The 22,511-nt window shown below is 68.3% G+C and carries 24 protein-coding genes and 2 pseudogenes; 14 read left to right on the forward strand and 12 right to left on the reverse strand.

Going from position 1 to position 22,511, the window contains the following annotated elements; genetic code table 11:
• Position 1: 1 nt before the first annotated feature.
• Genes KLK06_RS47045 through hisC form a run of 3 tightly spaced genes read left to right on the forward strand, consistent with a single transcriptional unit; the run spans position 2 to position 3,632 of the window.
• A complete protein-coding gene (locus KLK06_RS47045; RefSeq protein ID WP_214642270.1) occupies positions 2 to 1,018 on the forward strand; it encodes an alpha-ketoacid dehydrogenase subunit beta in 1,017 nt (338 codons plus the stop codon).
• Positions 1,015 to 2,559, forward strand: coding sequence for a dihydrolipoamide acetyltransferase family protein (locus tag KLK06_RS47050; protein ID WP_214642271.1), 1,545 nt, complete (start codon positions 1,015 to 1,017; stop codon positions 2,557 to 2,559). The genes KLK06_RS47045 and KLK06_RS47050 overlap by 4 nt, the downstream gene beginning before the upstream one ends.
• A 23-nt stretch (positions 2,560 to 2,582) precedes the next feature.
• Positions 2,583 to 3,632 (forward strand): histidinol-phosphate transaminase, encoded by a 1,050-nt coding sequence (hisC, locus tag KLK06_RS47055; RefSeq protein ID WP_308168757.1) that lies wholly within the window; start codon positions 2,583 to 2,585, stop codon positions 3,630 to 3,632.
• Positions 3,633 to 3,889: 257 nt separating this feature from the next.
• Here hisC and KLK06_RS47060 read toward each other — a convergent pair whose 3' ends face one another.
• Both KLK06_RS47060 and KLK06_RS47065 read right to left on the reverse strand, forming a co-directional pair.
• Positions 3,890 to 4,210 carry a DNA-binding protein gene (locus KLK06_RS47060; protein WP_250907128.1) on the reverse strand — a complete coding sequence of 107 codons (321 nt, stop codon included), beginning with the start codon at positions 4,208 to 4,210 and terminating at the stop codon, positions 3,890 to 3,892.
• A 76-nt stretch (positions 4,211 to 4,286) separates the two neighbouring features.
• Positions 4,287 to 4,535 (reverse strand): type II toxin-antitoxin system CcdA family antitoxin, encoded by a 249-nt coding sequence (locus tag KLK06_RS47065; RefSeq protein WP_214642273.1) that lies wholly within the window; start codon positions 4,533 to 4,535, stop codon positions 4,287 to 4,289.
• A 106-nt stretch (positions 4,536 to 4,641) separates the two neighbouring features.
• Here KLK06_RS47065 and KLK06_RS63340 point away from each other — a divergent pair, with 106 nt between their 5' ends.
• Positions 4,642 to 4,974 (forward strand): Scr1 family TA system antitoxin-like transcriptional regulator, encoded by a 333-nt coding sequence (locus tag KLK06_RS63340; RefSeq protein ID WP_374197196.1) that lies wholly within the window; start codon positions 4,642 to 4,644, stop codon positions 4,972 to 4,974.
• Here the strand turns inward: KLK06_RS63340 and KLK06_RS47070 are convergent.
• Positions 4,869 to 5,549: a DUF2306 domain-containing protein gene (locus KLK06_RS47070; protein ID WP_214642274.1), complete on the reverse strand. Its 681-nt coding sequence runs from the start codon at positions 5,547 to 5,549 to the stop codon at positions 4,869 to 4,871. The genes KLK06_RS63340 and KLK06_RS47070 overlap by 106 nt on opposite strands.
• A 297-nt stretch (positions 5,550 to 5,846) precedes the next feature.
• On the opposite strand from KLK06_RS47070, the pseudogene KLK06_RS60735 reads away from it, so the two are divergent.
• The 3 genes and pseudogenes from KLK06_RS60735 (at position 5,847) to KLK06_RS47090 (ending at position 7,769) form a co-directional block, all read left to right on the forward strand.
• A pseudogene (locus KLK06_RS60735) lies at positions 5,847 to 6,235 on the forward strand (DUF5753 domain-containing protein).
• A 97-nt stretch (positions 6,236 to 6,332) separates the two neighbouring features.
• The gene (locus KLK06_RS47085; protein WP_214642277.1) at positions 6,333 to 6,524 is read left to right on the forward strand and encodes a DUF397 domain-containing protein; all 192 of its coding nucleotides are present in this window, start codon (positions 6,333 to 6,335) and stop codon (positions 6,522 to 6,524) included.
• A gap of 228 nt (positions 6,525 to 6,752) precedes the next feature.
• Positions 6,753 to 7,769, forward strand: a complete 1,017-nt coding sequence (locus KLK06_RS47090; RefSeq protein ID WP_214642278.1) for a DUF6461 domain-containing protein — start codon at positions 6,753 to 6,755, stop codon at positions 7,767 to 7,769.
• 351 nt (positions 7,770 to 8,120) lie between these two features.
• On the opposite strand, the gene KLK06_RS47095 is transcribed toward KLK06_RS47090, so the two are convergent.
• Positions 8,121 to 9,065: an acyltransferase domain-containing protein gene (locus KLK06_RS47095; protein ID WP_214642279.1), complete on the reverse strand. Its 945-nt coding sequence runs from the start codon at positions 9,063 to 9,065 to the stop codon at positions 8,121 to 8,123.
• A gap of 55 nt (positions 9,066 to 9,120) precedes the next feature.
• On the reverse strand, positions 9,121 to 9,663 hold the full coding sequence (locus KLK06_RS47100) for an SMI1/KNR4 family protein (RefSeq protein WP_308168758.1): 543 nt from the start codon (positions 9,661 to 9,663) through the stop codon (positions 9,121 to 9,123).
• Between the two features lie 369 nt (positions 9,664 to 10,032).
• Here KLK06_RS47100 and KLK06_RS47105 point away from each other — a divergent pair, with 369 nt between their 5' ends.
• Positions 10,033 to 11,040: a hypothetical protein gene (locus KLK06_RS47105; protein WP_214642280.1), complete on the forward strand. Its 1,008-nt coding sequence runs from the start codon at positions 10,033 to 10,035 to the stop codon at positions 11,038 to 11,040.
• Between the two features lie 12 nt (positions 11,041 to 11,052).
• On the opposite strand, the pseudogene KLK06_RS60740 reads toward KLK06_RS47105, so the two are convergent.
• From KLK06_RS60740 to KLK06_RS60750, 4 genes and pseudogenes are all read right to left on the reverse strand, one after another.
• Positions 11,053 to 11,202: pseudogene (locus KLK06_RS60740) on the reverse strand (IS5/IS1182 family transposase); the annotation flags it as partial.
• A 96-nt stretch (positions 11,203 to 11,298) separates the two neighbouring features.
• Positions 11,299 to 11,940, reverse strand: coding sequence for a histidine phosphatase family protein (locus KLK06_RS47110; RefSeq protein ID WP_214642281.1), 642 nt, complete (start codon positions 11,938 to 11,940; stop codon positions 11,299 to 11,301).
• On the reverse strand, positions 11,867 to 12,157 hold the full coding sequence (locus tag KLK06_RS60745; protein WP_250907129.1) for a class I SAM-dependent methyltransferase: 291 nt from the start codon (positions 12,155 to 12,157) through the stop codon (positions 11,867 to 11,869). The genes KLK06_RS47110 and KLK06_RS60745 overlap by 74 nt, the downstream gene beginning before the upstream one ends.
• On the reverse strand, positions 12,145 to 12,459 hold the full coding sequence (locus KLK06_RS60750; protein ID WP_250907130.1) for a trans-aconitate 2-methyltransferase: 315 nt from the start codon (positions 12,457 to 12,459) through the stop codon (positions 12,145 to 12,147). Before KLK06_RS60750 ends, KLK06_RS60745 begins: the two co-directional genes overlap by 13 nt.
• A 108-nt stretch (positions 12,460 to 12,567) precedes the next feature.
• Here KLK06_RS60750 and KLK06_RS47120 point away from each other — a divergent pair, with 108 nt between their 5' ends.
• Together KLK06_RS47120 and KLK06_RS47125 are read left to right on the forward strand one after the other, a co-directional pair.
• On the forward strand, positions 12,568 to 13,551 hold the full coding sequence (locus KLK06_RS47120; protein WP_214642282.1) for a DNA-processing protein DprA: 984 nt from the start codon (positions 12,568 to 12,570) through the stop codon (positions 13,549 to 13,551).
• A 2-nt stretch (positions 13,552 to 13,553) separates the two neighbouring features.
• Positions 13,554 to 14,381, forward strand: a complete 828-nt coding sequence (locus KLK06_RS47125) for a hypothetical protein (RefSeq protein WP_214642283.1) — start codon at positions 13,554 to 13,556, stop codon at positions 14,379 to 14,381.
• Here the strand turns inward: KLK06_RS47125 and KLK06_RS47130 are convergent.
• Genes KLK06_RS47130 through KLK06_RS47140 form a run of 3 tightly spaced genes read right to left on the reverse strand, consistent with a single transcriptional unit; the run spans position 14,356 to position 17,644 of the window.
• Complete coding sequence (locus KLK06_RS47130) at positions 14,356 to 15,894, reverse strand: hypothetical protein (protein WP_214642284.1); 1,539 nt, start codon at positions 15,892 to 15,894, stop codon at positions 14,356 to 14,358. The two genes, KLK06_RS47125 and KLK06_RS47130, sit on opposite strands and share 26 nt — an antisense overlap.
• A 32-nt stretch (positions 15,895 to 15,926) precedes the next feature.
• A complete protein-coding gene (locus KLK06_RS47135) occupies positions 15,927 to 16,760 on the reverse strand; it encodes a carbohydrate ABC transporter permease (RefSeq protein ID WP_214642285.1) in 834 nt (277 codons plus the stop codon).
• Complete coding sequence (locus tag KLK06_RS47140; RefSeq protein ID WP_250907131.1) at positions 16,757 to 17,644, reverse strand: carbohydrate ABC transporter permease; 888 nt, start codon at positions 17,642 to 17,644, stop codon at positions 16,757 to 16,759. Before KLK06_RS47140 ends, KLK06_RS47135 begins: the two co-directional genes overlap by 4 nt.
• 199 nt (positions 17,645 to 17,843) lie before the next feature.
• Here KLK06_RS47140 and KLK06_RS47145 point away from each other — a divergent pair, with 199 nt between their 5' ends.
• From KLK06_RS47145 to KLK06_RS47160, 4 genes are read left to right on the forward strand one after another with little or no spacing between them, the layout of a single operon-like run.
• Positions 17,844 to 19,133: an ABC transporter substrate-binding protein gene (locus KLK06_RS47145; protein WP_250907147.1), complete on the forward strand. Its 1,290-nt coding sequence runs from the start codon at positions 17,844 to 17,846 to the stop codon at positions 19,131 to 19,133.
• Positions 19,117 to 20,118, forward strand: coding sequence for a Gfo/Idh/MocA family protein (locus KLK06_RS47150; protein WP_214642288.1), 1,002 nt, complete (start codon positions 19,117 to 19,119; stop codon positions 20,116 to 20,118). The genes KLK06_RS47145 and KLK06_RS47150 overlap by 17 nt, the downstream gene beginning before the upstream one ends.
• 32 nt (positions 20,119 to 20,150) lie before the next feature.
• Complete coding sequence (locus KLK06_RS47155; protein ID WP_214642289.1) at positions 20,151 to 21,776, forward strand: heparinase II/III family protein; 1,626 nt, start codon at positions 20,151 to 20,153, stop codon at positions 21,774 to 21,776.
• Positions 21,766 to 22,503 carry an amidohydrolase family protein gene (locus tag KLK06_RS47160; RefSeq protein WP_214642290.1) on the forward strand — a complete coding sequence of 246 codons (738 nt, stop codon included), beginning with the start codon at positions 21,766 to 21,768 and terminating at the stop codon, positions 22,501 to 22,503. The genes KLK06_RS47155 and KLK06_RS47160 overlap by 11 nt, the downstream gene beginning before the upstream one ends.
• Positions 22,504 to 22,511: the final 8 nt, after the last annotated feature.

Raw genomic sequence — 22,511 nt, forward strand, 5'->3', positions numbered from 1 at the left:
GATGGCCGCGATGACGATGGCGCAGGCGCTGAACGCCGCGCTACGCGACGCACTGCGCGAGGACGAACGCGCTCTCGTCTTCGGCGAGGACGTGGGCCCGCTGGGCGGCGTCTTCCGCATCACCGACGGGCTGACCAAGGAATTCGGCGAGGACCGGTGCTTCGACACCCCGCTGGCCGAAGCGGGGATCGTGGGCCTCGCCGTGGGCATGGCCATGGGCGGCTTCCGCCCGGTGGTGGAAATGCAGTTCGACGCCTTCGCCTACCCGGCCTTCGAGCAGATCGCCTCGCACGTGGCCAAACTGCGCAACCGTACGCGCGGGCGGCTGTCGCTGCCGATGGTGATCCGGATCCCGTACGCGGGTGGCATCGGTGGTGTCGAGCATCACTGCGACTCCAGCGAGGCCTACTACGCCCACACTCCGGGCTTGAAGGTCGTAACCCCCGCGACCCCCGATGACGCGTACTGGCTGCTGCGCGACGCCATCGCCGACCCCGACCCGGTGATCTTCATGGAGCCCAAGCGGCTGTACTGGTCCAAAGGCGAGACCACGCTGGGGGATCGGCGCGCCGCGGGGTTCGGGCAGGCGGCGGTGCTGCGCGAGGGGCGCGACGCGACGCTGATCGCCTATGGGCCGAGCATCCCGGTGGCACTCCAGGCCGCCGAAGCCGCAGCTCAGGACGGCATCGCGCTGGAGGTGGTGGACCTGCGGACGATCGTGCCGTTCGACGATGCGACCGTGGTGTCCTCGGTACGCAAGACGGGGCGTTGTGTGGTGATCCAGGAGGCTCAGGGGTTCGCCGGAGTGGGTGCGGAGATCGCGGCCCGCGTACAGGAGCGCTGCTTCCACTCGCTGGCCGCGCCGGTGCTGCGCGTCTCGGGGTTCGACATCCCCTACCCGCCGCCGATGCTCGAGCACTCGCATCTGCCGGACGTGGACCGGGTCCTCGACGCGGTCGACCGGCTCCAGTTCGGCGACGAGCCCGATGTCTTCCACCTGGCAGGGGAGGCGTCATGACGACCACCGCTTCCGCTTCCCGGCAGGTGTTCCGCCTGCCCGACCTCGGCGAAGGCCTGACGGAGGCCGAGATCGTCGAATGGAAGGTCGCCGTCGGCGACACGGTCGAGATCGACCAGATCGTGGTCGAGGTCGAGACCGCCAAGGCGGCCGTGGAGGTACCGGTCCCGTACGCGGGAACCGTCCTGAGACTCCACGCGGGGGCGGGCACCGTCCTGTCGGTGGGCGAACCCCTTATTGAAGTCGGTCCGCCGGACAAGGCGGACGAGACGGCACCCGCCGCAGAGCGCGACGTGGACCCGGCTGCGGCGCGTTACCGCGAAGAGGAGCAGGCCGGCTCCGGCAACGTCCTGATCGGGTACGGCACCGGCCACGCCACCGGCGCGCGCAGACGGCGCCGCGGGGGCTCCCGGACCGCCGACCAGAAGGCCCCCGATTCGGCGCGGCAGGCGTCCACGGCCGCACCCCAGGTGTCCGCGACTGCGCCGCAGCCGTCCGGGGCCGAGCGGCAGTCCACGATCGAGCGGCGGTCCACGGTCGCGCCGCAGGTGCCCGCCTCTCAAGCCGCAGCCGAACCGGAGCCCGCGGCCGGCCACGCACCCCGCGTGATCTCTCCGCTTGTCCGCAGGATCGCCCGCGAGCACGGCGTGGACCTCGCTGCCCTCAGCCCCACCGGACCTTGCGGAGTGATCCTTCGCCGCGACGTCGAGCGGGCCATCGCCGGAGCCGGAGCCGGCGTTGCCGTTGCCGTTGGCGCCGTCGCTGGCGAGGCGCTCGAGGACTCCGTGGCGCCGCCCATGCCCGCGCCGATGCCCGCGTCTCCGCCCTCGGTGACCGGAACGGCATTGACGGCAGAGCGCATCCCCCTGCGCGGACTGCGCCGGGCGGTCGCCGACAAGCTGACCCGCAGCCGCAGCGAGATCCCCGACGCCACCACCTGGGTGGACGTCGACGCCACCGGCCTGCTCGCGATCAAGGACACGCTGCGACAGGCCCGCCCGGACCTGGGCATCGGGTTGCTCGCGATCCTGGCCCGCATCTGCGTGGCCGGCCTGCGACGGTTCCCCGAGCTGAACTCCTCGGTCGACACCACCCGTGCCGAGATCGTCCGGCACGGCCACATCAACCTCGGCTTCGCCGCGCAGACCGATCGAGGTCTCGTCGTGCCGGTGGTCCGGGACGCGCATCTGATGACGACCGCACAGCTAGCCGCCGAACTGACCCGGCTCACCGGCCTCGCCCGCTCGGGCGGCCTGCCTCCCGCAGCGCTGACCGGGGGCACGTTCACACTCAACAACTACGGAGTCTTCGGCGTGGACGGCTCCACCCCGATCATCAACCACCCCGAAGCGGCACTCCTCGGCATCGGCCGCATCATCGACCGCCCCTGGGTGACCGACGGCACGGTCGTGCCCCGCAAAGTCACTCAACTGTCCCTAACCTTCGACCACCGAGTCTGCGACGGCGCCGCCGCCGGCGGCTTCCTGCGCTACGTGGCCGACTGCGTGGAGAACCCCGCCATCCTCCTGGCCCACGTGTAACGAAAGGACATGAAACCGCTGTGGTGCACGTGCGCTCGTCCCTGATCGAACTCCAGTCCTACGTACCGGGCCGCAAAGTGCCCGGGGCCGTCGTCCTGGCCAGCAACGAATGCCCGTACGGCCTGCTGCCCGACGTCGCCTCCCGGCTCACCGAGCTGACCAGTGGCCTCTCCCGCTACCCGGACATGGGCGCCGGCCGCCTGCTCGAGGCACTCGCCGCCCGCCACGGCGTGACCACCGACCACATCGCCGTGGGAGCAGGCTCTTCCGAAGTCTGCGGGCAGATCCTGCACACGGTATGTACGCCGGGCAGCGAGGTCGTCTTCGGCTGGCGGTCGTTCGAGGCGTACCCCATCCTGACCACGGTGGCCGGCGGCACCCCCGTACAGATCCCGCTGCGCGACCACGTCCAGGACCTCCAGGCCATGGCGGAGGCCGTCACCGAACGAACCCGGCTGGTCTTCGTCTGCAACCCCAACAACCCGACATCGACCCCCATCGGCGAAACCGCCCTGCGCGCCTTCATCGACCAGGTGCCCGAGCACGTGCTGATCGTCATTGACGAGGCCTACCACGAATACGCCGATCCGTCCGCCGTACCGGACGCGCTCGCACTCTTCGGCGACCGGCCGAACGTCGTCGTCCTCAGGACCTTCTCCAAGGCGTACGCGCTGGCCGGGTTGCGGGTCGGCTACTGCGTCGGAGCACCCGAGATCATCGCCCAGGTACGCAAGGCGCAGACCCCGTTCAGCGTCAGCGCCCTCGCCCAAGAGGCCGCGATCGCCGCGCTCCAGGAGCACGAGGAGGTCGCCAGACGAGTCGCCCTCACGGTCAGAGAGCGCGAACACGTCACTCATGAACTCCGGGCTCTCGGCTATGACCTGCCGACATCCCAGGCGAACTTCTTGTGGCTGCCGCTCGGCCAGAACAGTACGGCCTTCACCGACCACTGCCTCGACAACGGAGTCATAGTGCGCGCCTTCGCGGGGGAAGGCGTTCGCGTCACCATAGGGCTGCCAGAGGAGAACTCGGCCTTTCTCGCCCTGGCTAAGGCCTGGAGAACGCGTATCTGACCGGAGAAAGGTGACAAAACTGCTGTCAGTCATCCTCAGGTTCTGGTTCCGGAACAAGGCCTGCCGCTACCGCTCCGTCAGGGTCTCCGTCGCCCACCGAACCGGCTCCGGTGTCCGCGGAACTGCATATCCTCAACAGCTGCGGTCTCGTCCTCGATTTCCCCCGCCAGCGTCGGTAGCCTCCCGGCGGGGGACGAGCGGGGCGACCGATCATCTTATGCCGAGCTGGGATGGGAAGGACAGCGGCCTTTACCTACTCAAATGCCGATCAGTCGGACACGATGGCCGCACAATCGAGCCATGTCATCGACATCCGAGGTGAGCATGGCGACAGGACCGGGCTGGCGTAGCGCCATCTCGGCGATCGTCGCGTCGATCGCATACTTGTGGCCGTGCAGACCTGCCGTCTTGAGCAGCTCCGCGGACGCCTTCGCTGCACGCTCGGTAACCGGCTCGACCTTGACGCGAGAGAGCACCCACTGCAGCCGAGGCACGTTCACCCGCGTGTGGCTGACCTCCACGATGGTGTTGGCGCCGACCACGAGATCGGCGCCCATGGTGTGAAACACATGGAACATCGCGAGAATCTTGCGGTCCTGCGCAATCAGGCGGAGAGTCCCTGGGAATCCAGAACGACGGTTTGGACGTGCTCGATCACGCCACGCTCGCCGAACCGCCGGGCTCCGTCCCCCCGAAGATCCTGGCGTGAGCTTCGATCAGCTCCTCGTCGGTAAACTCCCCGTGCTCCTCCTGGTGACGCACGAGCTCGGCACCGAGAAGTTGGTGCCGCAGCTGGCGTGCCACCGCTTCGGCGACAAAAGCGGAGACGTTGTCGGTGAGCTTCCTGAGTTCGGCGACCTGGTCATTCGGCAGTGTCACCGTGATGAGCGTCGTATCCGCCATGAAGCAAGCATATTGCGGTGTGCGCGCCGGGTCTGGCCTCGCTTGGACCTCCGCCTGCCGCGGGGCGCGGAGTACAGGTGCCGCGGACGCTGTTGGCGAAGGCGTGATGCGCGACCAGCTCCACCATCTGTGCCGGATTGCCGAACGTCGGAACATCGGTATCCAGATGCTACCGGACGCGGTCGGCGCGCACACCTCGATGACCGGCGGGTTCGCGATTCTCGACTACCAAGCCCCAGGGGACCCGAGCATCATCTATGTGGAGGTAGGGGCGGCCGGTGACGTCTTTCTGGAGAAACCTGAAGATGTGGCTCACTACCGGAAGAGTTATAGCTATCTCCGCGCATCCGCACTGAGCGCGGATGCGGCGAGGCGTGATCCGCGCCGTCTGATCAGGAACTCCACCACGACGAGATTGACGATCCACCCGAGCACCTGACCGATCGGGATCGCGGACTGAGCGTTCGCGCTGATCGAACCCGCCTTCACCGTGTCACTGAACGGCACCTGGGCCAGCAGGAAGAGCGGCACCAGGACGCGTGAGGTGACGGCGAGGAAGGTCAGCGCGTAGTTGCGCATCATCCAGTTCTGGTGTCGTACGAAGTCGCGACGGCGGGCGGCCCGGAAAGCGAGCAAGCCGGTGAGGAGCCACAGGACGGCGGGGATCGTCAGGCCGATCTGGGTGATGAGGCGGCCCGAGAGCAGCGCCACCGGTGCGGCGGTCAGCGCGGAGGGCACCACCCCCGCGAGGAGATAGCAGCGGCCGATCGTCCGGTGAACCCGCCTGCGCGCCCGGATCGCCGGAACGAACTGCAGAGGGCCGAGAACGAGCGCGATCAGCGCGGTGAAGACGTGCCCGACGAGCAGGTAATAATGCGGCCCGCTGCTCACGTCGAGCCGGCTGTCATCGACATCGAGCCCGAGATAGGGATTGACGAGCACAGCCCCGAACACCGCCGCGACGATGAGCATCAGCCAGATCCGGCGGGCTTTCGCGGGAGTGGCGGTGTTCATTGCTGTGCTCCTTGCCGGTCGTTGATCTTCCGGCTGCTCATCATCCGGCGTGACCAGACGCCCGTCATCCGCCCTCTGGCGGCCTCCTGGCTACCTCAATCGGCGTACACGCGAGAGGCGCTGCTCGGCCTGCGGAGGCGGCGAGTCCTTCACCGGCAACAGCGTGAGGCTGTTCTGACGCTGGCTCGTCAATCGCGGGAGAAGGGATGGTGGGCCAATTATCAGGACATCTGGCGCGGTTCCCTTGCAGGGTTCGAAGCGGAAGCCTCTTTGATCAACACATATGAGGATCTCCGCGTGCCGGGACTGTTCCAGACCGAGGATTACGCTACGGCGATGTTCAAAGGCGGCCAGGTGCTGGACAACGACCAGATTCGCCGCCGCGCGGAAGCGCGGCTGGCGAGGCGCCACCCACCCTCTGGGCGGTCAGCGACGAAGCCGCGCTGACCAAGCTCGTGGGTGGTCCATCGGTGATGCGAGATCAACTGCGGCACATCGTCGATATGAGCGCCAGGCCGAATATCTACGTGCAGGTCCTGCCGGACTCGGCCGGCGCCCACGCCGCGATGGACGGCCCATTTGAGATCTTGAATTTCCCGGACCCAGGTGATCCGAGCGTGGTCTATATCGAGACAGCGACGAGTGACCTTTATCTGGAGACTCCCGAAGAGCTCACACGTTTATAGGCTGATCTTCGACCTCATACGGTCATCGGCCCTCAGCCCAGACTCATCTATGGCATACCTAGCCAAATTGATCGATCGACTTAGCTAGGAGGCGATCATGGATCCTTCCCTTGCCTGGCGAAAGAGTTCCTATTCCGGGTCCGGCGACAACTGTGTCGAGGTCGCGGTGCTTCCGGATGGTGGTCAAGCCGTACGGGACTCCAAGGAGCCCGATGGGCCCGTTCTGACGTTCACTCCGGGCGAGTGGGACGCGTTCATCAAGGGCGCCAAGGACGGCGAGTTCGGCTGACTCGAACGCGAGGACGCATCGGGCATCGGACTCTTCGGCTCCGGTCCGAGCGGTAGGTGCGGCGTGTGCTTCAGCCGGGATCCATGGCGACGATGCGACCGATTCGACGTCTATTCGGGCGGTGCTTGCCCTGAGCACCCTCGCCCCGGATCATGGCGATCCCAAATGAGTCGTGATCATTAGCATGGGATGTCCGCTCACGATGATCGAGGCGCTGAGGAGCATGCCATGACCTTCGACAGAATCGGCCATTGGGCTTGGACGGACATGCGGGAGGTCGGGCGGTGGCTGGCGACCGGCACTGATCCCAGCGCACCGGCAGCGGTGGCTTGGGGCGTGCCGCTGATCGCCGCGTGCCGTCGCGGTTCGAAGGATGTCGTGGCCGCGCTGGCGGCTCAGGCCAGTGACGTGAACGTACGCGGGGAAGACGGCCGTACCCCGCTGTGGGAAGCGGTGTGGTGGGCCAACGCCGGTGCCATCGAGGCGCTGCTGGCCGCCGGGGCCGACCCGTGGATCGAGGTGATGTGCGGGTGGTCGGCCGGACGATTGGCGCTGGCCGGGGCGCAAGCGCCGTTGTTCGCCGGCCTTCCCGAAGCTGTTCCGCTGGAGGAGGAGCATCGAGCTGCCGTCCAGAGCGCCCGTGAACGCAAAAAACTTCTCAGTAACAAGGCTCACCTGGGCGGGGAGTGGGCGCTGGGGATGGGCCTGGCGCTGGTCGCGGGAATCAGCGCCGATGAGGCGATACAGCGCCTGGGGGCCGACCCCGCGCGGTTCGCTCCGCACCACCCTCGCCTGGCACCGTGGCCGCCCGAGGATGAGGAGGACCCCGATGACTTTTACACCGCCGGGTTGCGATACGTCGCCGTCACCGAGATCGCGGGCGGATGCGCCCTGGTACAGCCGGAAGGCTTCGCCGTCACCCTGAACGAGACGGTGAAGCCCTTGTCGGCGGGCACTCGGTGCGTGGCGGTCTACTTCAACGCCAAGAGCGGCACACAGAGCAGCTACGTCATCGATGGTGAATGGGTCGGCCGCGATCCCGTCGACAGTGACGCGTGCCCTGACGAGGACCCGGCGCGGACGCTGAACCGCTTCCTCTACTCCTGGGCCCAAAGCCGTGAGGACCCGACCGCTGCCAAGATCGGACACGCGTTCACGCTGCTGGGCCTGGATCCCGGCGACGGCTCCTGCGTGAAGGGGCCATGGTCCAGGTGGGTCGAGGTTCCTGAGTGGAGCCGGTTCTGACGTGTCGCTGCTTCTCCGGCTGCTGCTTTTCGATGTGGCGCCCCGCTGCTGTCGAGAAGAACACGTTCCTGTCGTCGACGTGCCCTCGGCAGAGCATTAAAGGCTGGCGCATGGATGATTGCCCGCCCCTTCCGGCCGGGAGCCCAGACGACGGCTTCGGCACAGCGCGAGACGGTCAGGGGCTCGACACTCTGCACCACACCTGTTGCGCACCCACAATGCATCTCTGAACTGCACGAGCGTCAATCCCCGCAGGGTCTCCCTGAGAGAATCCTTGAACTGCGGTGCCTCAGAATCGATGAAGTAACGTCTCATTGATCATGAGGCAGATCTGTGGATGTCTCGGCCCGGCTAGATCGGAAAGCGGCCGCGGCGGATGCGCCAGTGGCCGCCGGCCTTCAGGTGGTCGACGATCGCGCGCTGGAGCACGGTGCGGCGCGGCAGTTGGTCGAGCGGCGTGGTCAGGGTGCGGAACACGAACCGCAGCACCTCGACGTCGGCGTCCAGCCCTTCCGGCTCCTCGTAGGGCTCCAGCTCGAACCTCCGCTGGAACCGGACGATGTTGGAGTCCCCGGGCAGGTACTCCAGTAGCTGCGGGTCGAGCAGCCACGAGCCGCAGGAGAACGCCGTGTAGCGCTCGTCGGGAAAGTGGCGTGGAAAGAACACGCGGGCCGCGTCGAGCGACGCCGCGACCGCCTCCGGGGTCATCGGCCCCGACTCGGGGATGTGCAGGTCGATGGTGGTGCCGCCGCGATGGTGCTGCAGCCGGCCCAGCTCGTAGATGCCGCCGCGCGCGTGCAGCGTCAGCCAGCTCTGCATGACCGGCCAGCCCTCGCGGTGCATCCGCCGGTCGATCGCGAGGTTGCGGCCCAGATCCGCAAGGGTCACCCACGACACGGCATCGGCGATGCCGTGGTCGCGGTGGTAGCCCGTGACGACGTCGACCAGGGCCAGGTACGCGTACACGTAGAGATGCCGCCAGGCGGGGCCCCGTTCGCGCGGCAGCTCCGGACCGGGCGACAGCCAGCCGTGGCCCCCGAGATCGGCGCGGACCAGGGCGATCGAGCGGTCGAGCAGCCAGCGCAGCTCCGGAATCCACAGTGGAGAGTCGGGGTCGGGCCAGCCCGCCATGATCTCGGCGGCGTCGTCCGGCCGCACCGCGAGCCGGTGGAGGATCGCGGGCGCGTCGGCCTTGGCGGGCAGCGGAGCCGACGGCCGGTCGCCGGCGAGCCGGTGCACGCGGTCGACGTCCTCGACGGGTACCCCGAGCCGGGCGGCGGTGTCGTCCAGATCCACGCGGATGATCCTACGCTCGGGCACCTTCTCTGAACTAAGGCCAAGGGAGTCTCACTCAGCGGCACATCGCGTCGATGAGATCCGAGAAGTGCGGGAACTCCGCTCGTGCGGCGGTCACGATTTGGGTGGGGGTATGGCGGCGGCCGGGTGCGTGTCGCTCGGCGATCGCATGGAAGGCCTCGTTCGGCTGTGCCGGGGAGTCGGGGTCCGTGAAGGCCTCGGCGGGGCCTAGGCCAGCGGCGAACAGCCAGAGTAGGTCGCCGAGATCGCGGGCGATCACACCGTGCTCACCCTCGGAACCGATGTAGACGACGGGCTGGTCGATGATCGCCGCATCGGGCCGTACCAGCCAGAAGCCGGTGTAGTCACCCGCCCCGGTCGTGCCGAAGAAGCGGAACTCACCGCCGTCGACCTCTTGGTTGCCGGTCCACAGGCGGAACCACCACGCCGTCCGGTCGGGCTCTTCGAACCGATCGTACGGTTCGAAGTCACAGCCGCGGGACTCGTCGGTTTCCTCGTCCCATTCCCACTCGAAGCCGACCTGGGCCACCTCGGCCAGGGCAGGAGGCAATGCGAGATCTTCAGGTATGTCCGCCACCCCGAAAGATTAAACGATCGCTGAAAAGCTGCTGTTGGAAACGTGGTGATTCAAGCGTGGGAGCGCACGAGGATCGTCTGATCCCGCCAACAGGTCCTGAGGTCGTTGCGGCCGACGGAAGTACTGGAGGCCCACACGCGTGACGCGCGAACGGCGTCCCGGATAGTCGCTGCTGGACCCGTTTCGCAGGTCTGCGGGCATGCCTCCTCGGGGACGTCGGCGGTGCGGTCCGCGTTGTCGCGGTAGGTAGGGATGCCCTGTCCTTTCATCGCCGGCGTCTTCTGGGAGCATCGATGTCTCGGCAAGGCGCCCCGTGCGTTGAAACTGGCCACATTAGGCGTTTCATGTCGGTCGGTAGTCTCTGGTTCCGTGACCGCCTCGACACCGCCGCCATGGGTTGACGACCTCTTCCCCTTCCCCACTCCGCCCGCGCTCCGAACGCTGATCGACATCGCCTGGCAGGACGCATACGACTTCTACGAAGAGAACGAAAGCTATGACTACACCCTGCTGGTATCCCACTACGACTTCATGTTCGACCTGGCCACGATTCCCCGCCCGCCCGATGGCTGCGATGCCTACCCAGAGTTCGCCGACCAGGACCGGCAGTTATCGCTACCGCATTTCGCCACGCCGGAGTTTGTGCCCTTCGGCTCTCTCGGCGACGGCGGCGGCGTCGGCTGGCTGGTACCCGCTCCGGAACTCGGACGGCTGGACCATCCGGTTGCCCTGGCCAACGGTCATGAGCACGGCGTGACCCCGATCGGCGCGGACACCCGTACCGGTCTGGAGTTCATGCTGTCGTGGGCCCTACGACGGTGGCACGAGGACCCTGACCCGGAGCCCCCGGCATGGCGCGATGCCGACGTTTGGCTCGCCCAGAACCAGTGGCGCATCGACGCGCGCGCCAAAGACCGGAGACTTGTCGACCGGCTGTCCGCCGAACTCCGCGTACACCCGGACCCTGATCGGACTTTTCCCGGTTCGTGGTGGGAAGGCGCGACCGTCAGGAAGGACGCCGAGTACGACATAGCGTTTGACGTACCGGAAGGGTGGCGGCACGAGCCCGGCGCGGACGGTATCGGCGTGCTCGCCCCGGCTGATGCGTACGCCGATCGGGAGCCGGTGGCCGCGGACCGCCCACCGCTGGGACCAGAGCTCATCGCCGCCGAATGCTGGCTCGATGCCGGATACCCGGCGACCGCTTTGCTCGCGCTCAAAGACACTTTCGTCAACGGACCGAGCTGCTACTTCGCTGACCTTAAACCGTTGTGGGAGCGCGCTTACCGTGATCTCGGTCGACTCGAATACGCGGCTCACCTCGACTTGATGGCGCCGAGTCATCAGGTTCCGTGCTACTGCCCTACGCCGCACTGAAATAGCAGGTGGCGCGATCTGCTTGAGCCTGGCAAAGAAGCTCCGTTGTATCCATTCGCCGCGGTGGCTTCGGATCGTGGTGGCCGAGCACGTCGCGTCGGCGATCGCCTCGTAAGAACAGCCAAAGCGCAGCAACTGCTGCATCTTCTCGAAGATGATCCGGGCACAGGTCTTCTCAGTGATCACAGAGCGTTGCAACGTCATGATCACCGAGACCGCGCCTCACCTCGCTGGCCGTCGAAGTGGGCCAGGTAGAGGTCAGCCGGCTTTGACGGAGTCGAGATGGCGGGTGTCACCGAGGTTGACGACCTGGCGGCTGTGGAAGAAGTCGTCTTCGTGCAGTGTGGTGATGCTGCCGGAGGGCGCCCGGAAACTGGCATGGCCGACCGCCTTGATCGGCATCTTGATCCAGGACGCCACGACGAATGTCAGGGAGCCACCGTGCGTCACGATGATCTGGTGTTCGCAGGGGCGCTGCAAGATCTCGTCCATGGCCGCGTAGATGCGCTGCGCCAACGCCGCCTTGGTCTCAGCACCCTGCACGCCCTCGTCATGTTCCAAGCGCTCCCCGGCAGCCGGCGGCGGCACGAATCGTTGATCCAGCCACTCCTGTGGCCTTCCCTCCGCCTCTCCGTAGGATTTCTCCCGCAGTCTGCGGTCCAGGATCGGTGTCACGCCGAACAGCTCGCCAACCTTCTCGGCCGTTTGCCGGGTGCGTCGCAGATCTGAGGAGAAGAGCTCCACATCGGCGCCGTCCGGGATCTGGGCCCGCAGCGCCTGGGCAATGGAGGCCGCCGCGCTGAGGCCGGCCGGCGTCAGCTGCGAATCATGCCAACCACCGACGACCCCCTCGACGTGGTGCGTCGCCTCCGGATGGGTGACGGCGTAAATGGTGCGCATGAATGAGTTCTTCCGGTAGCGAGCTGTTCTTGAGTGATCTTAAGAGCGGTTCACGAGTTCTCTGATTTCGATGATGACGGGCAAGGTGGCCGCCAGGTGCCAGCACGCGGTGGAACTCCGCCAAGATGGCGGGGAGTTCTTGCGGCGGAGTGTGGACGATGGACCAACGTGAGAGTGCGCCGCCCAGCACGCCGTCAGCGATGTTCAACGCGGCCATCGAGCCCACGTCGACCGCAGGGCCGGATAGGCCTGTCGAGCCAACTCGATCATCGCAGGAGAGGCATCAACGCCGAACGCCGCCAGCCCCAACTCGTCTAGATAAGCGGTGATATGGCCAGGTCCACACCCCAGGTCCGCGACCTGACCGTCCCCACTCGCACTGACGACCTGGGCGAAGGCACTCAAGATCGCGCGGTCCAGGGGCCTGTCACGCAGCGCGTCGCGGAACAACTCCGCATAGGTGGGGGCAGCAGCGTCGTAAGCATCGCGGGTGACACTGAGGGGATCGTGTTCGACCATGCTCGAGACAGTAGTGGCCAGGCGGATCTCGGCATGCCAGCCCAAGACGGCATAGCCGGTTCGTGCCAACCTCGGCGTGCCGTCTTGGCGACCTCGGCACCATAGGCCATGGGAACCGCGCATCCCGTTGCCGCCTTGTCGGTGTCGGCGCGTACGTTCACCACCGAAACCACGTTCGAGATGGTGATGACCATGACCACGATCGACGAGCAGGCCGCTGTCCTCGCCCTCACCAAGGCCACCCATGACCAGCCCTGGTTCTCCACCGCGCGTGTCATCCTCGACGCCGGCAGCGCCCTGGAACTCCTCGACGGCGGCTACGCGTGCCGGGACGAGGACGACCAGGCGCACGCCGCCGCCATCGCCGACCGCGTCCAGACTGGCGACCTCTCCTGGGGCCGTGACCTCATCGCCACCATGGGCGCCGAGGGCGTCCATCTCGTCACCGTGCTGGATGACGCCTACCCCGGCAACGCGATCTGGGCCTACGACCGCCAGCCGTTCCTGTGGACCCGCGGCCGCTTCCAGGCCGGGGACCATCGGGCGGTCGCCGTGGTCGGCGAGCACGATGCCGGCCACGCGACCTCCGCAGCGCGAGCCCTGGCCGAGCTCGGGGTGACCCTCGTCGCGCCGCTGCGCACCGACCTGGACGCGGCCGTCCACCAGGCCGCGCTCGCCGCCGGTGGCCGTACCCTGGCCGTCCTCGCGGGCGGCATCACGGAGCCGGCCACGCTCGGCGAGTACGCCAGTGTGGCCAAGCAGATAGCCGACTGCGGCGCGATCGTCTCCCCGTTCTGGCCCGGTACCGCCCCCACCGACCGGACCGCGGCGCTCGCACGCATCGTGACCTGCGGGTTAGCAGACTCCCTGTACGTCGTCGACGGCACTGACGGCGGGCTCGCCTCAGGGCACGTCGAGGAGGCACTGCGGACCGGCAAGTATGTGTTCGTGTCCCAGCGGCTCCAGCAGGCACAGCCGTGGGTGGACAGGGCGGGTCTCCGGGGAGGCATGACTGGCGTCCAGGACATAGACGACCTGTGCCAGCAGGCGGTCAATCTCGTAGATATGACCCCTCGAACGCACACCTGCTGACCATGGGTGACGCCGAGGCGTTCACCCGCGAGTTCCTGCCGCTGTATCGCCCGGTGCCACCGGCACAGCCGGGCGTGTGCCGGATCTGTCATTCGGGCCCGAACAACTCCGAGGCCACCGGCGGGCCCTGGGCAACCTGCGCGAGCTGCAAGCGCACCACGGAACACCTGTACGGGCACACCGAGCACGTGGTGCCGATCTCCTTGACCGCCAAGGACACGCAGCTGTACGACATCGTGGTCCGCAAAAGAGATCCCGAGGGCAGGCGGAAGCGATCGGACTTTCTCGCCGCGACGGTGGCCTGCTTCTACCGGCAGCACGCCGGCTGCCTGCAGGGCCTGGCCGGCGGGCCCTTCACCCTGGTGGCCACCGTTCCGAGCACCCGCACCGAGCGGCCCATAGAGGCCTTCCACACCATGCCGCAGGTCGTCGGCAAGGTGGGCGCGCTGGCCCGCCTGCACCGGCCCCTCCTTCTGGAAGCCGACGACCGGCTGGCGCCGGTGCTCGCCGGCCGCCGGTCGCATCGGGAGGCGTTCCGCGTCCGAGGCGACGGCCTGGCCGGCGCGCGGGTGCTGCTGGTGGATGACCTGTTCGTGTCCGGCGCCCACGTGCAGAGCGCCGCGTCCACGCTGATCGAGAAGGGCGCCGCGGCGGTGGTGGTGCTCGTCGTCGCCCGGTTGATCAACCCCGCGTCCAAGGATCCGTACAGCGCCCGGATCTGGCAGGAGTCGCACGACCGGCCGTTCAGCTTCGACCGCTGCTGCGTCCGCGCCGATGACAGCGACCACCAAGGCGCGCAGGCCGCTACCGGCGCCGGGCGTGCCAGTTGAGGTAGGCGACGCAGCTCAGGTAGGAGCCGTACTGCGGCTCGACGGCACGGGCGTCGTAGATCGAACGGGAGTGGGTGAACACCGCGTCGTCCCACTGCGCGACCGCCATCCAGCGCGGCGCCTGGAGGTACTGGCCGGGGGTGGTGGTGCTGCCCGTGCCGTCGACGCGCAGGTAGGCGGTCGGGGAGCCGTCGGCGCCGGTCGGGGCGATCAGGTTCTTGCTGTACGCGCGCGCGAACCTGGCCATGTCCTGGCCCTTGAAGAACAGCTTGTCGCGGAAGGCCGCGGCGGCGAACTCGACGTCGATCGCGCCATGGCTGAGGTCCTCGATGCTGCGGACAGGCGTGCTGGACGGGGTGTACTCCGAGACGCCGTCGGTCTTGGCGAAGCCGGCGTACGTTTTGCCGAACGCGGGCCAGTACGTCCACACGTAGGCGTCGTCGGCGTCCACCGTGAGCTCGCGGGCGAACATGCGGGCCATCCGCCGGGTCCGGTCCCGGTAGAACGGGTCACCCGTGGCCGCCGCCAGTTCGGCGTAGGTCTGGCCGAGTGCCAGGCTCTGGTTGGTGGGCTGCTCGGTGCCGTCGTAGGCGAGTGGGGTGCCCTTGTTCCAGACGTAGTAGCCGTACCCGTCGTCGGTCTGGCGCCACTCGTCGTCGTGCACGGCCGCCGCGTCCCGCGCCGCCTTCAGGTACTCGATCGCCTTGTGCCGGTACTTCGCCACGGCCAGCAGCCGGGGGTCGCGCAGGACGATCTTGGCGAACGACGCCATCGGGTAGGTGATCATCCCGGTGTGCACGGTGAAGACGACCGGCTGCGAGACGAACGGAGTCGCCCCCTGCGCGGGCACCGCGTTGCCGGCTGGTGACGGCCGCAGGTCCTTGGCCGTCACCCGCGTCGGTGTCGGGAAGGCGTCGAGGATCCGGCGTACCGCGTAGTCCGCCGCCGACGGGTCCAGCGACAGGTCGGGGAAGGTGGCGACCAGGTTGGTCCGGTTGTTCCGCACCTCCAGGGTGAAGCGGCCTTCGGAGCTGCCCGCCGTGACGGTGGCGACCGCGTCGTTGGCGTAGGTGAGCGAGGTGCGTACCTCCAGCAGCGGCGTGCCGTCCGCGCCTTTCAGCGTGACGGTCCCGACGGTGTACGGCGCCGTCGCCCGCCAGGCCGGCAGCGAGCGACCGCGATAGTCCGTCACCCCGCGCGCCGAGTCGCGGCCGGCCAGCACCAGGTCGATGTTGGTGATCAGCCGGTCCAGGTAGTAGGTGTCCTTGTACGCCTCGTACATGCGGATGAAGCCGGCCAGGACGTACGACTGCCCCCAGGCGAGCCCGCCGGCCTCGTTGGTGTCGCTCGGCTGCCCGGCGCCGCCGCTCGCGTGGAACGTCCGGTCGAACAGGTCGAACGTCTCGCGCGCGGTGTAGTCGTAACCCGCCGCGGCGCGGGCGGTTCCGGTGAGGGGCGCCAGGAGGCCCATGGCCAGGGCTCCGGTGGTGAACTGCCTGCGGGACAGGTGCATGGGACTACCTTCCGAGGGGGTGGGACGCGGTGTCAGCCCTTTACCGCACCGCGCATGCCTTCGAGGACGTGGCGTTGCATGAGCATGAAGAAGACGATGACCGGCAGGATCGAGATCACCGTGCCGGCGGCCAGGCTGCGGACGTCGGTGCCCGTGATGCCCGCCAGGTAGGCGATGCCCAGCGCGATGGGGTAGAGCGAGGAGTCCTTGAGCACGACCATCGGCCAGATGAAGCTGTTCCAGACCGAGATGAAGCCGAAGACGCCGAGGATGGCCAGGGTGGGCCGGGCGGCGGGCAGCATGATGTGCCAGAAGATGCGTAGTTCGTGGCAGCCGTCCGTCCTGGCGGCGTCCACCACCTCGCGCGGCACCCCGGCGAAGGTCTGGCGGAGCAGGAAGATCCCGAACGCCGAGAGCACCCCGGGCAGGATGATGCCCAGATAGCTGTCGGCCATCCCGAGCTGGGAGACCACCAGGAACCTGGGCAGCAGCATCACCTCACCCGGCATGAACATCGTCGCCAGGATCGCGAAGAAGATCAGGCTCCGGCCCCGGAAGCGCATCTGGGCGAGGGGGTAGGCGCATAGCGCCGACACCAGGATGTACAGCGGCACCGTCACCCCTACCAGGAGCACGGAGTTGAGCAGGTAGCGGAGGAACGGGATGGCCGTCCACGCCTCCTCGGCCCAGGTGAGCACCGGCGGCCGGGGGATGATGTCGGGCGGGAAGGAGAAGACGGCCTGTGCGGCGGGCTTGAGCGCGGCCGACAGCAGGATCAGGAAGGGGCCGACGAAGACCAGGGCGATCGCGACGAGCACCACGTACATGCCCGCGCGCCGCGCGTGGAAGGCGAGCCTGTGGATCAACGCTCCGCCTGCTTTCCGCCGGTGAGCCGATAGTTGAGCAGGGCCATGACGATCAGCAGCACCCACAGGACGAGCCCGACGGCGCTGGCGTAGCCCATGTCGTACTTCTCGAACGCCTCGGACCAGATGTAGTAGCCGAGCATGAGCGTGGCGTCCTGCGGCCCGCCCTTCGTCATGACGAACACCGTGGTGAACGCCTGCATGGCGTCGAGCATGGACATCGTGATCGCGACCGCGATGTAGGGCATCATCAGCGGCACCGTGATGCTCCGCATGCGCCGCCAGGCGCCCGCCCCGTCGACCCGCGCGGCCTCGTACAGGCTGGCGGGGATCGTCTGGAGGCCGGCGAGGTAGATCATCATGTAGACGCCCATACTCTTCCAGCCCTCCACCAGGATGAGCGCGGGCAGCGCCCCGGTGGGGTCGAGGAGGAACTGGATCGGCTCGTCGAGCAGGCCGAAGCCGGTGAGCAGCCAGTTGAGGACACCCTGCTGGTGGAAGACGTAGTTCCAGGCCACCGCCACCGCGACCATCGAGGTCACGACGGGCAGGTAGTACAGCATCCGGAACGTCTTGATCCCCGGCAGCTTCTGGTTGACCAGCGCGGCCAGCGGCAGCGGCAGCACGACCAGCAGCGGGAACAGCCCGAGCAGGAACAGCAGCGAGTTGCGCAGCGCCGTCCAGAAACGGGTGTCGCCGAGGATCTTGACGAAGTTGTCCACGCCGGCGAAGACGGGCGGGCTCACCCCGTCGTAGTCGGTGAAGGAGAGCTGCAGGGCGGTGAACGCCGGCCAGGCGAAGAAGACGCCGAACAGCACCAGGGCCGGGATCGGAAAGAGGTACGGCGTGTACCAGCGCTGTCCCGGGATCCGGCTGATGGCCATCGGCATCACATCCCTCAGAACCTAATTGTGCTGGCCGAAGCTTGTATAAAAACTGGCCAGAATGTGGGCGGAGCCTATAAACAACGGACGAAAGTCGTCAAGGTCCACGTGGACAGAGACTTGACGGCGCAAGCGGCGGACTGCCATGGTGCCGAAAGAAGCATTAAGGACGGCCATAAGCACCAGGAGGTCCGCGGTGATGAGAAGAGGCGCCTTAACGGCAGGAGCGCTCGCCCTGGCGCTCCTGACGTCCGGCTGCGTCGCCGGTACGTCGGGCGGCACCGCCGGAACGGCCGACGACCAGCCGTTCGAGGGCGAGGTCGAGTTCTGGACGATCAACCTGAAGAAGAACTACGGCGCCTACATCGACGGCCTGATCGCCCAGTACCAGAAGGACCACCCCAAGGTCACCGTGAAGTGGGTCGACGTGCCCGGCCAGGACATGGCCACCAAGCTGCTCGCCGCGGTCGCCGGCGGCGACGTCCCCGACGCCGTCAACCTGGCCTCCAGCGACCTGGGCAGGTTCGTCAAGTCGCTGGCCCCGCTCGACGCCCTGTTCAAGCCCGCCGACCTGGCCGACTTCCAGCCGAACCTGGTCGAGCCGCTGCGCGTGGACGGCAAGCTGTACGCCGTGCCCTGGTACAACGGCGGCACCCCGGTGGGCATCTACCGCAAGTCCGTCGTCACCAAGGCCGGCTTCGACGAGAAGGCCCCGCCGAAGACGTTCGACGAGGCGCTGGCCCTCGCCGACAAGGTCTACGCGGAGACGAAGGTCTACGGCACCAACGACATCCCCGGCATCAACGCCGCCTCCGTCCTGCGCTACTACGGGGTCGAGCTGTTGTCGGCGGACAAGAAGAAGGCCGCGTTCAACACCCCGGAGGTCGCCGAGCTGCTCGGCGCCTTCAAGAAGAGCTACGACAAGCACGGCATCGCGCCCGGCGCGGTCTCCAAGGACGTACGCAACTTCCCGCAGAGCCTGGACAACGGCCAGCTCGCGCTGTCGGCGAGCACGTTCGCCGCCACGCTGCTCAACATCCAGAAGAACGCGCCCGACATCTACAAGGACCTGGCCATCACCGAGCCGGTGCAGACCAAGACCGGCGGCTACCTGCTCCTGGCCCAGCAGACCTTCGCCATCCCCAAGTCCTCGGCCCACCAGCGGGCCGCGGCCGAGTTCATCAAGTTCTTCGCCAACGGCGCCAACCAGCTCGCCTTCTGCAAGCTGGTGCCGATCTACCCCTCGACGATCTCCTCGACCAAGGACCCCTTCTTCGCCGGTCAAGGCGGCGACGACCCGATGGACGTGGCCCGCCGCCTCATCGTGCAGGGGCTGCCGAAGCTGGAGTACTCCCCGCTCGGCACGCAGAAGGACATGGAGCTGTCGGAGTCGCTGGCCGAGGAGCTGCGAGCCTTCCTCCAGGGCTCCAAGACCGCCGAGGAAGCGCTCCAGGCCGCCGAGAAGCAATGGAATGACGCACTTGCCTAAGCTCAGAATCGGGATCGTCGGGGCCGGGATCATGGGTCGCGGCCACGCCGAGGTCCTGGCCGCCCACCCGCACGCCGAGATCACCGCGGTCGCCCGCCGCCCCCTGGACCACGCCCCGCAGGCGTCGGTCTATCCCGGCTACCGGGAGCTGCTCGCCTCCGGCACGGTCGACGCCGTCTCGATCACCACCCCCGACCACCTGCACGCCGACGTGATGGTGGCCGCCGCCGAGGCGGGCGTGCACATCCTGGTCGAGAAGCCGTTCACCACGACGGTCGGGGACGCCGACCGCTCCGTCGCCGCGATCCGGCAGGCGGGTGTGACCGCGATGTGCCTGTTCAACCACCGCTGGGTGCCCGCCTACGCGCAGGCCAAGGAGCAGATGCCGCTCATCGGCGAGCCCGTCGTGGGCTACGCCCGCAAGGACGACACCATCCACGTGCCCACCGAGATGATCGGCTGGGCCGACCGCACTACCTGCGCGTGGTTCCTGTCCAGCCACGACATCGACCTGGTCACCTGGCTGTACGACGACCGCGTCGTGGAGGTCTTCGCCACCGCCCGCTACGGCAAGCTGCGCGGACTCGGCATCGAGACCCCCGACGCCATGCAGATCCAGGCCAGGTTCGCCGGAGGCGCGGTGGCCACGTTCGAGTCGGCCTGGATCTACCCCAGCACGTTCCCGACCATGGTCGACAGCTACGTCACCGTGGTCGGCGAGTCGGGCGTCATCCAGCTCGACCGGCAGAAGGAGAACATTCAGCTCGCCACCGAGCAGGCCTACTCCTACCCCAGGAACATGCTCCAGCGGGTGGTGCACGGCGTGCCCGCCGGCGCCTATCGCGACGCCATCCACCACTTCGTCGACTGCGCCCGTACCGGCGCCGAGCCCCTCGTCAGCGTGGAGAGCTCGCGGCACGTGACCGCCGTGCTCGCCGCCGCGCACGAGTCGGCCCGCACGGGGCTGCCGGTGAAACCCGCATGAGCGACGTCGAGAAACCTGCCGGTGAAACCCGCATGAGTCACGTCGAGAAACCTGCCGGTGAAGCCCCCACGGGTTACGTCGAGAAACCGCCGCACGTCGACCCCGAGCGGATGCGGCACATCAGCGACGAGGCGCTGCTCGGTGCGCTGGGCGCCACGAGCGTCGCCGAGGCCAGGAGCTGGCGGCGGGCCCGGCCGGTGCCCGCCGCGCTCGCCGCCGCCGGCGCGGACGAGCTCCTCGGGGCCGAGGTCGACTTCCTCGACAAGGGCCACGGCCGCTCCCGGCTGTACGGCTTCCACTACCTGCGCTGGATGACCCCGCTGATCACGGCCTACGCCGAGACCCGCGACCCGCGCTACGCCGCCGAGTGGGACCGCCTCTTCCGTCAGTGGTACGACGGCCGCGACCAGGTCCAGGGCGACTGGCCGGGCCTCGACGTGATCTGGTACTCGCTCGGCGTGCGGGCCCGCGCCATGTACGTCACCGAGGCCCTGGCCGTCCTCGCCGACGAGCCCGCGCTGAGCGACGGATGCTGGCTGCGGATGATGAAGACCGTGCTCGGCGGCGCCCGCTGGGCCGCCGAGGAGCACGACGAGTTCAGGTACGGCAACTGGCAGTTCGCCACCGCCTGCGAGCTGCTGCACACCGCGAGAACCTTCGCCGACCTCCCCGAATCGGCCCACTGGGCCGCCGTCGCGACGGCCCGCGTCCTGGAACACCTGGAGCACGACGTACGGGCCGACGGCGGCCACCACGAACGCTCGCCCGGCTACCACGGCATGTGCCTCGAAGGGCTCGGCCGGGCCGCGGCCGTCGCACCCGAACTCGACGCGCACCCCCGCTACCAGGCCATGCGCCGCTGGCTGACGGTCCTCGCGACACCCGCCGGCTGGGTGCCGCACCTCCAGGACAGCGGCGTCGTCTGGCTCGACGGCGTCCAGCCCGCCGAAGGCTCGCACAACCTGGCGGCCAGCGGCTACGCGACCTTCCGGCACGACCACTTCCACACGGTGATCAACTACGGCCCGTACATCGGTCACGAGCTGGAGCCGCACAGCCACCACGCCGCGCTCGACTTCGTGCTGTCCGGCTGGGGTGTGCCGCTGGCCTGGGAAGGGGGCGGCCCGCCGTCCTACGACGACCCCGGCTACTACGACTGGTACCAGGCGACCAGGGCCCACAACACCCTGCTGGTGCCCGGCCAGGAGTACACCGAGGACCGGCGCGCGGCCTGCGACCTGTTCTCCGTCACGCCGAAGGCCGACGTCTTCGCCGGGCACCACCACGGCTACAGCGCCCGCCACGACCGCGAGATCCGCTTCGTCAAGGGCCCCTCGCCGTACTGGGTGATCACCGACCGGATCGACGCCGAGGCGATCTGGCAGATCCACGGCCTGTCGCCGTGGACTCAGCGGGCCGGCGGATACGCCGGCGGCCGCGGCCCGGGAATCCTCGTCGTTCCCCTCGAACCGCCCGACGAGGTCCTGTACGGGACCGGCCCCGCGAGGATCCCCGACCCGCTGACCCGGACCGCCGAGTATGGCGAGATCCACTCGCTCGGCCTGCGCCGCCGCGACGGCCGCTTCACGGTGGGCGTCTTCCCCTACCGCGACGAGCCGCCCTCGATCCCCGACAGATGGATGGTTCATGCTCATTGACGCAGACGCCATGCTCGGCCGGTACCCCCGCAGGGACACCGGCCCGGGCACGGTCACGGGGGCACTGGCCGGGATGGACCGCTTCGGCATCGCCGAAGCCGTGGTGAGCCACACCCTGTCATGGCTGCACGACCCCGGGACGGGCAACCGGGAACTGCTCGGCCTGGTCGCGGCCGAGCCCAGGCTCCACCCGTGCTGGGTGATGCTCCCCGACACCTGCGGGGAGACGGGCACGCCCGCCCAGTTCGTCGGTGCTGCCCTCGACGGGGGCGTCCGCGCCGTGCGCGCCTACCCCGCCGACCACGGCTACGACCTGGCGGGCAGGGACGCGGCGCCGATGCTCGGCGCGATCGCCGAGGCCGGGCTGCCGCTGCTCGTGGACGCGCCGCAGGTCGGCTGGCCCGCCGTGGAGTCGATCGCGGCCGCGCACCCGGGCCTGCCGATCGTCGTCGGCTCGCTCGGCTACCGCCTGCTCAGGCAGGCGGCCGGCGTGCTGTCGCGCACCGGCAACGTGTACCTCGGGCTGGCCAACCTGTCCTCGCACCGCGGGCTCGAATGGCTCACCGAGCGGTACGGCGCGCACCGCCTCGTCTTCGGCACCGGGACCCCGCTGCGCGACCCGGCCGAGGCCGTCACCCGGCTGCTCTGGGCCGAACTGGACGACGACGCCGTGGCCGCCATCGGCTCCGGCACCCTGCTTGGCTTGCTCAAGGCGGAGGTCGCGTGAACCCGCTT

Source organism: Nonomuraea sp. NEAU-A123 (assembly GCF_018603905.1).
GTDB lineage: Bacteria > Actinomycetota > Actinomycetes > Streptosporangiales > Streptosporangiaceae > Nonomuraea.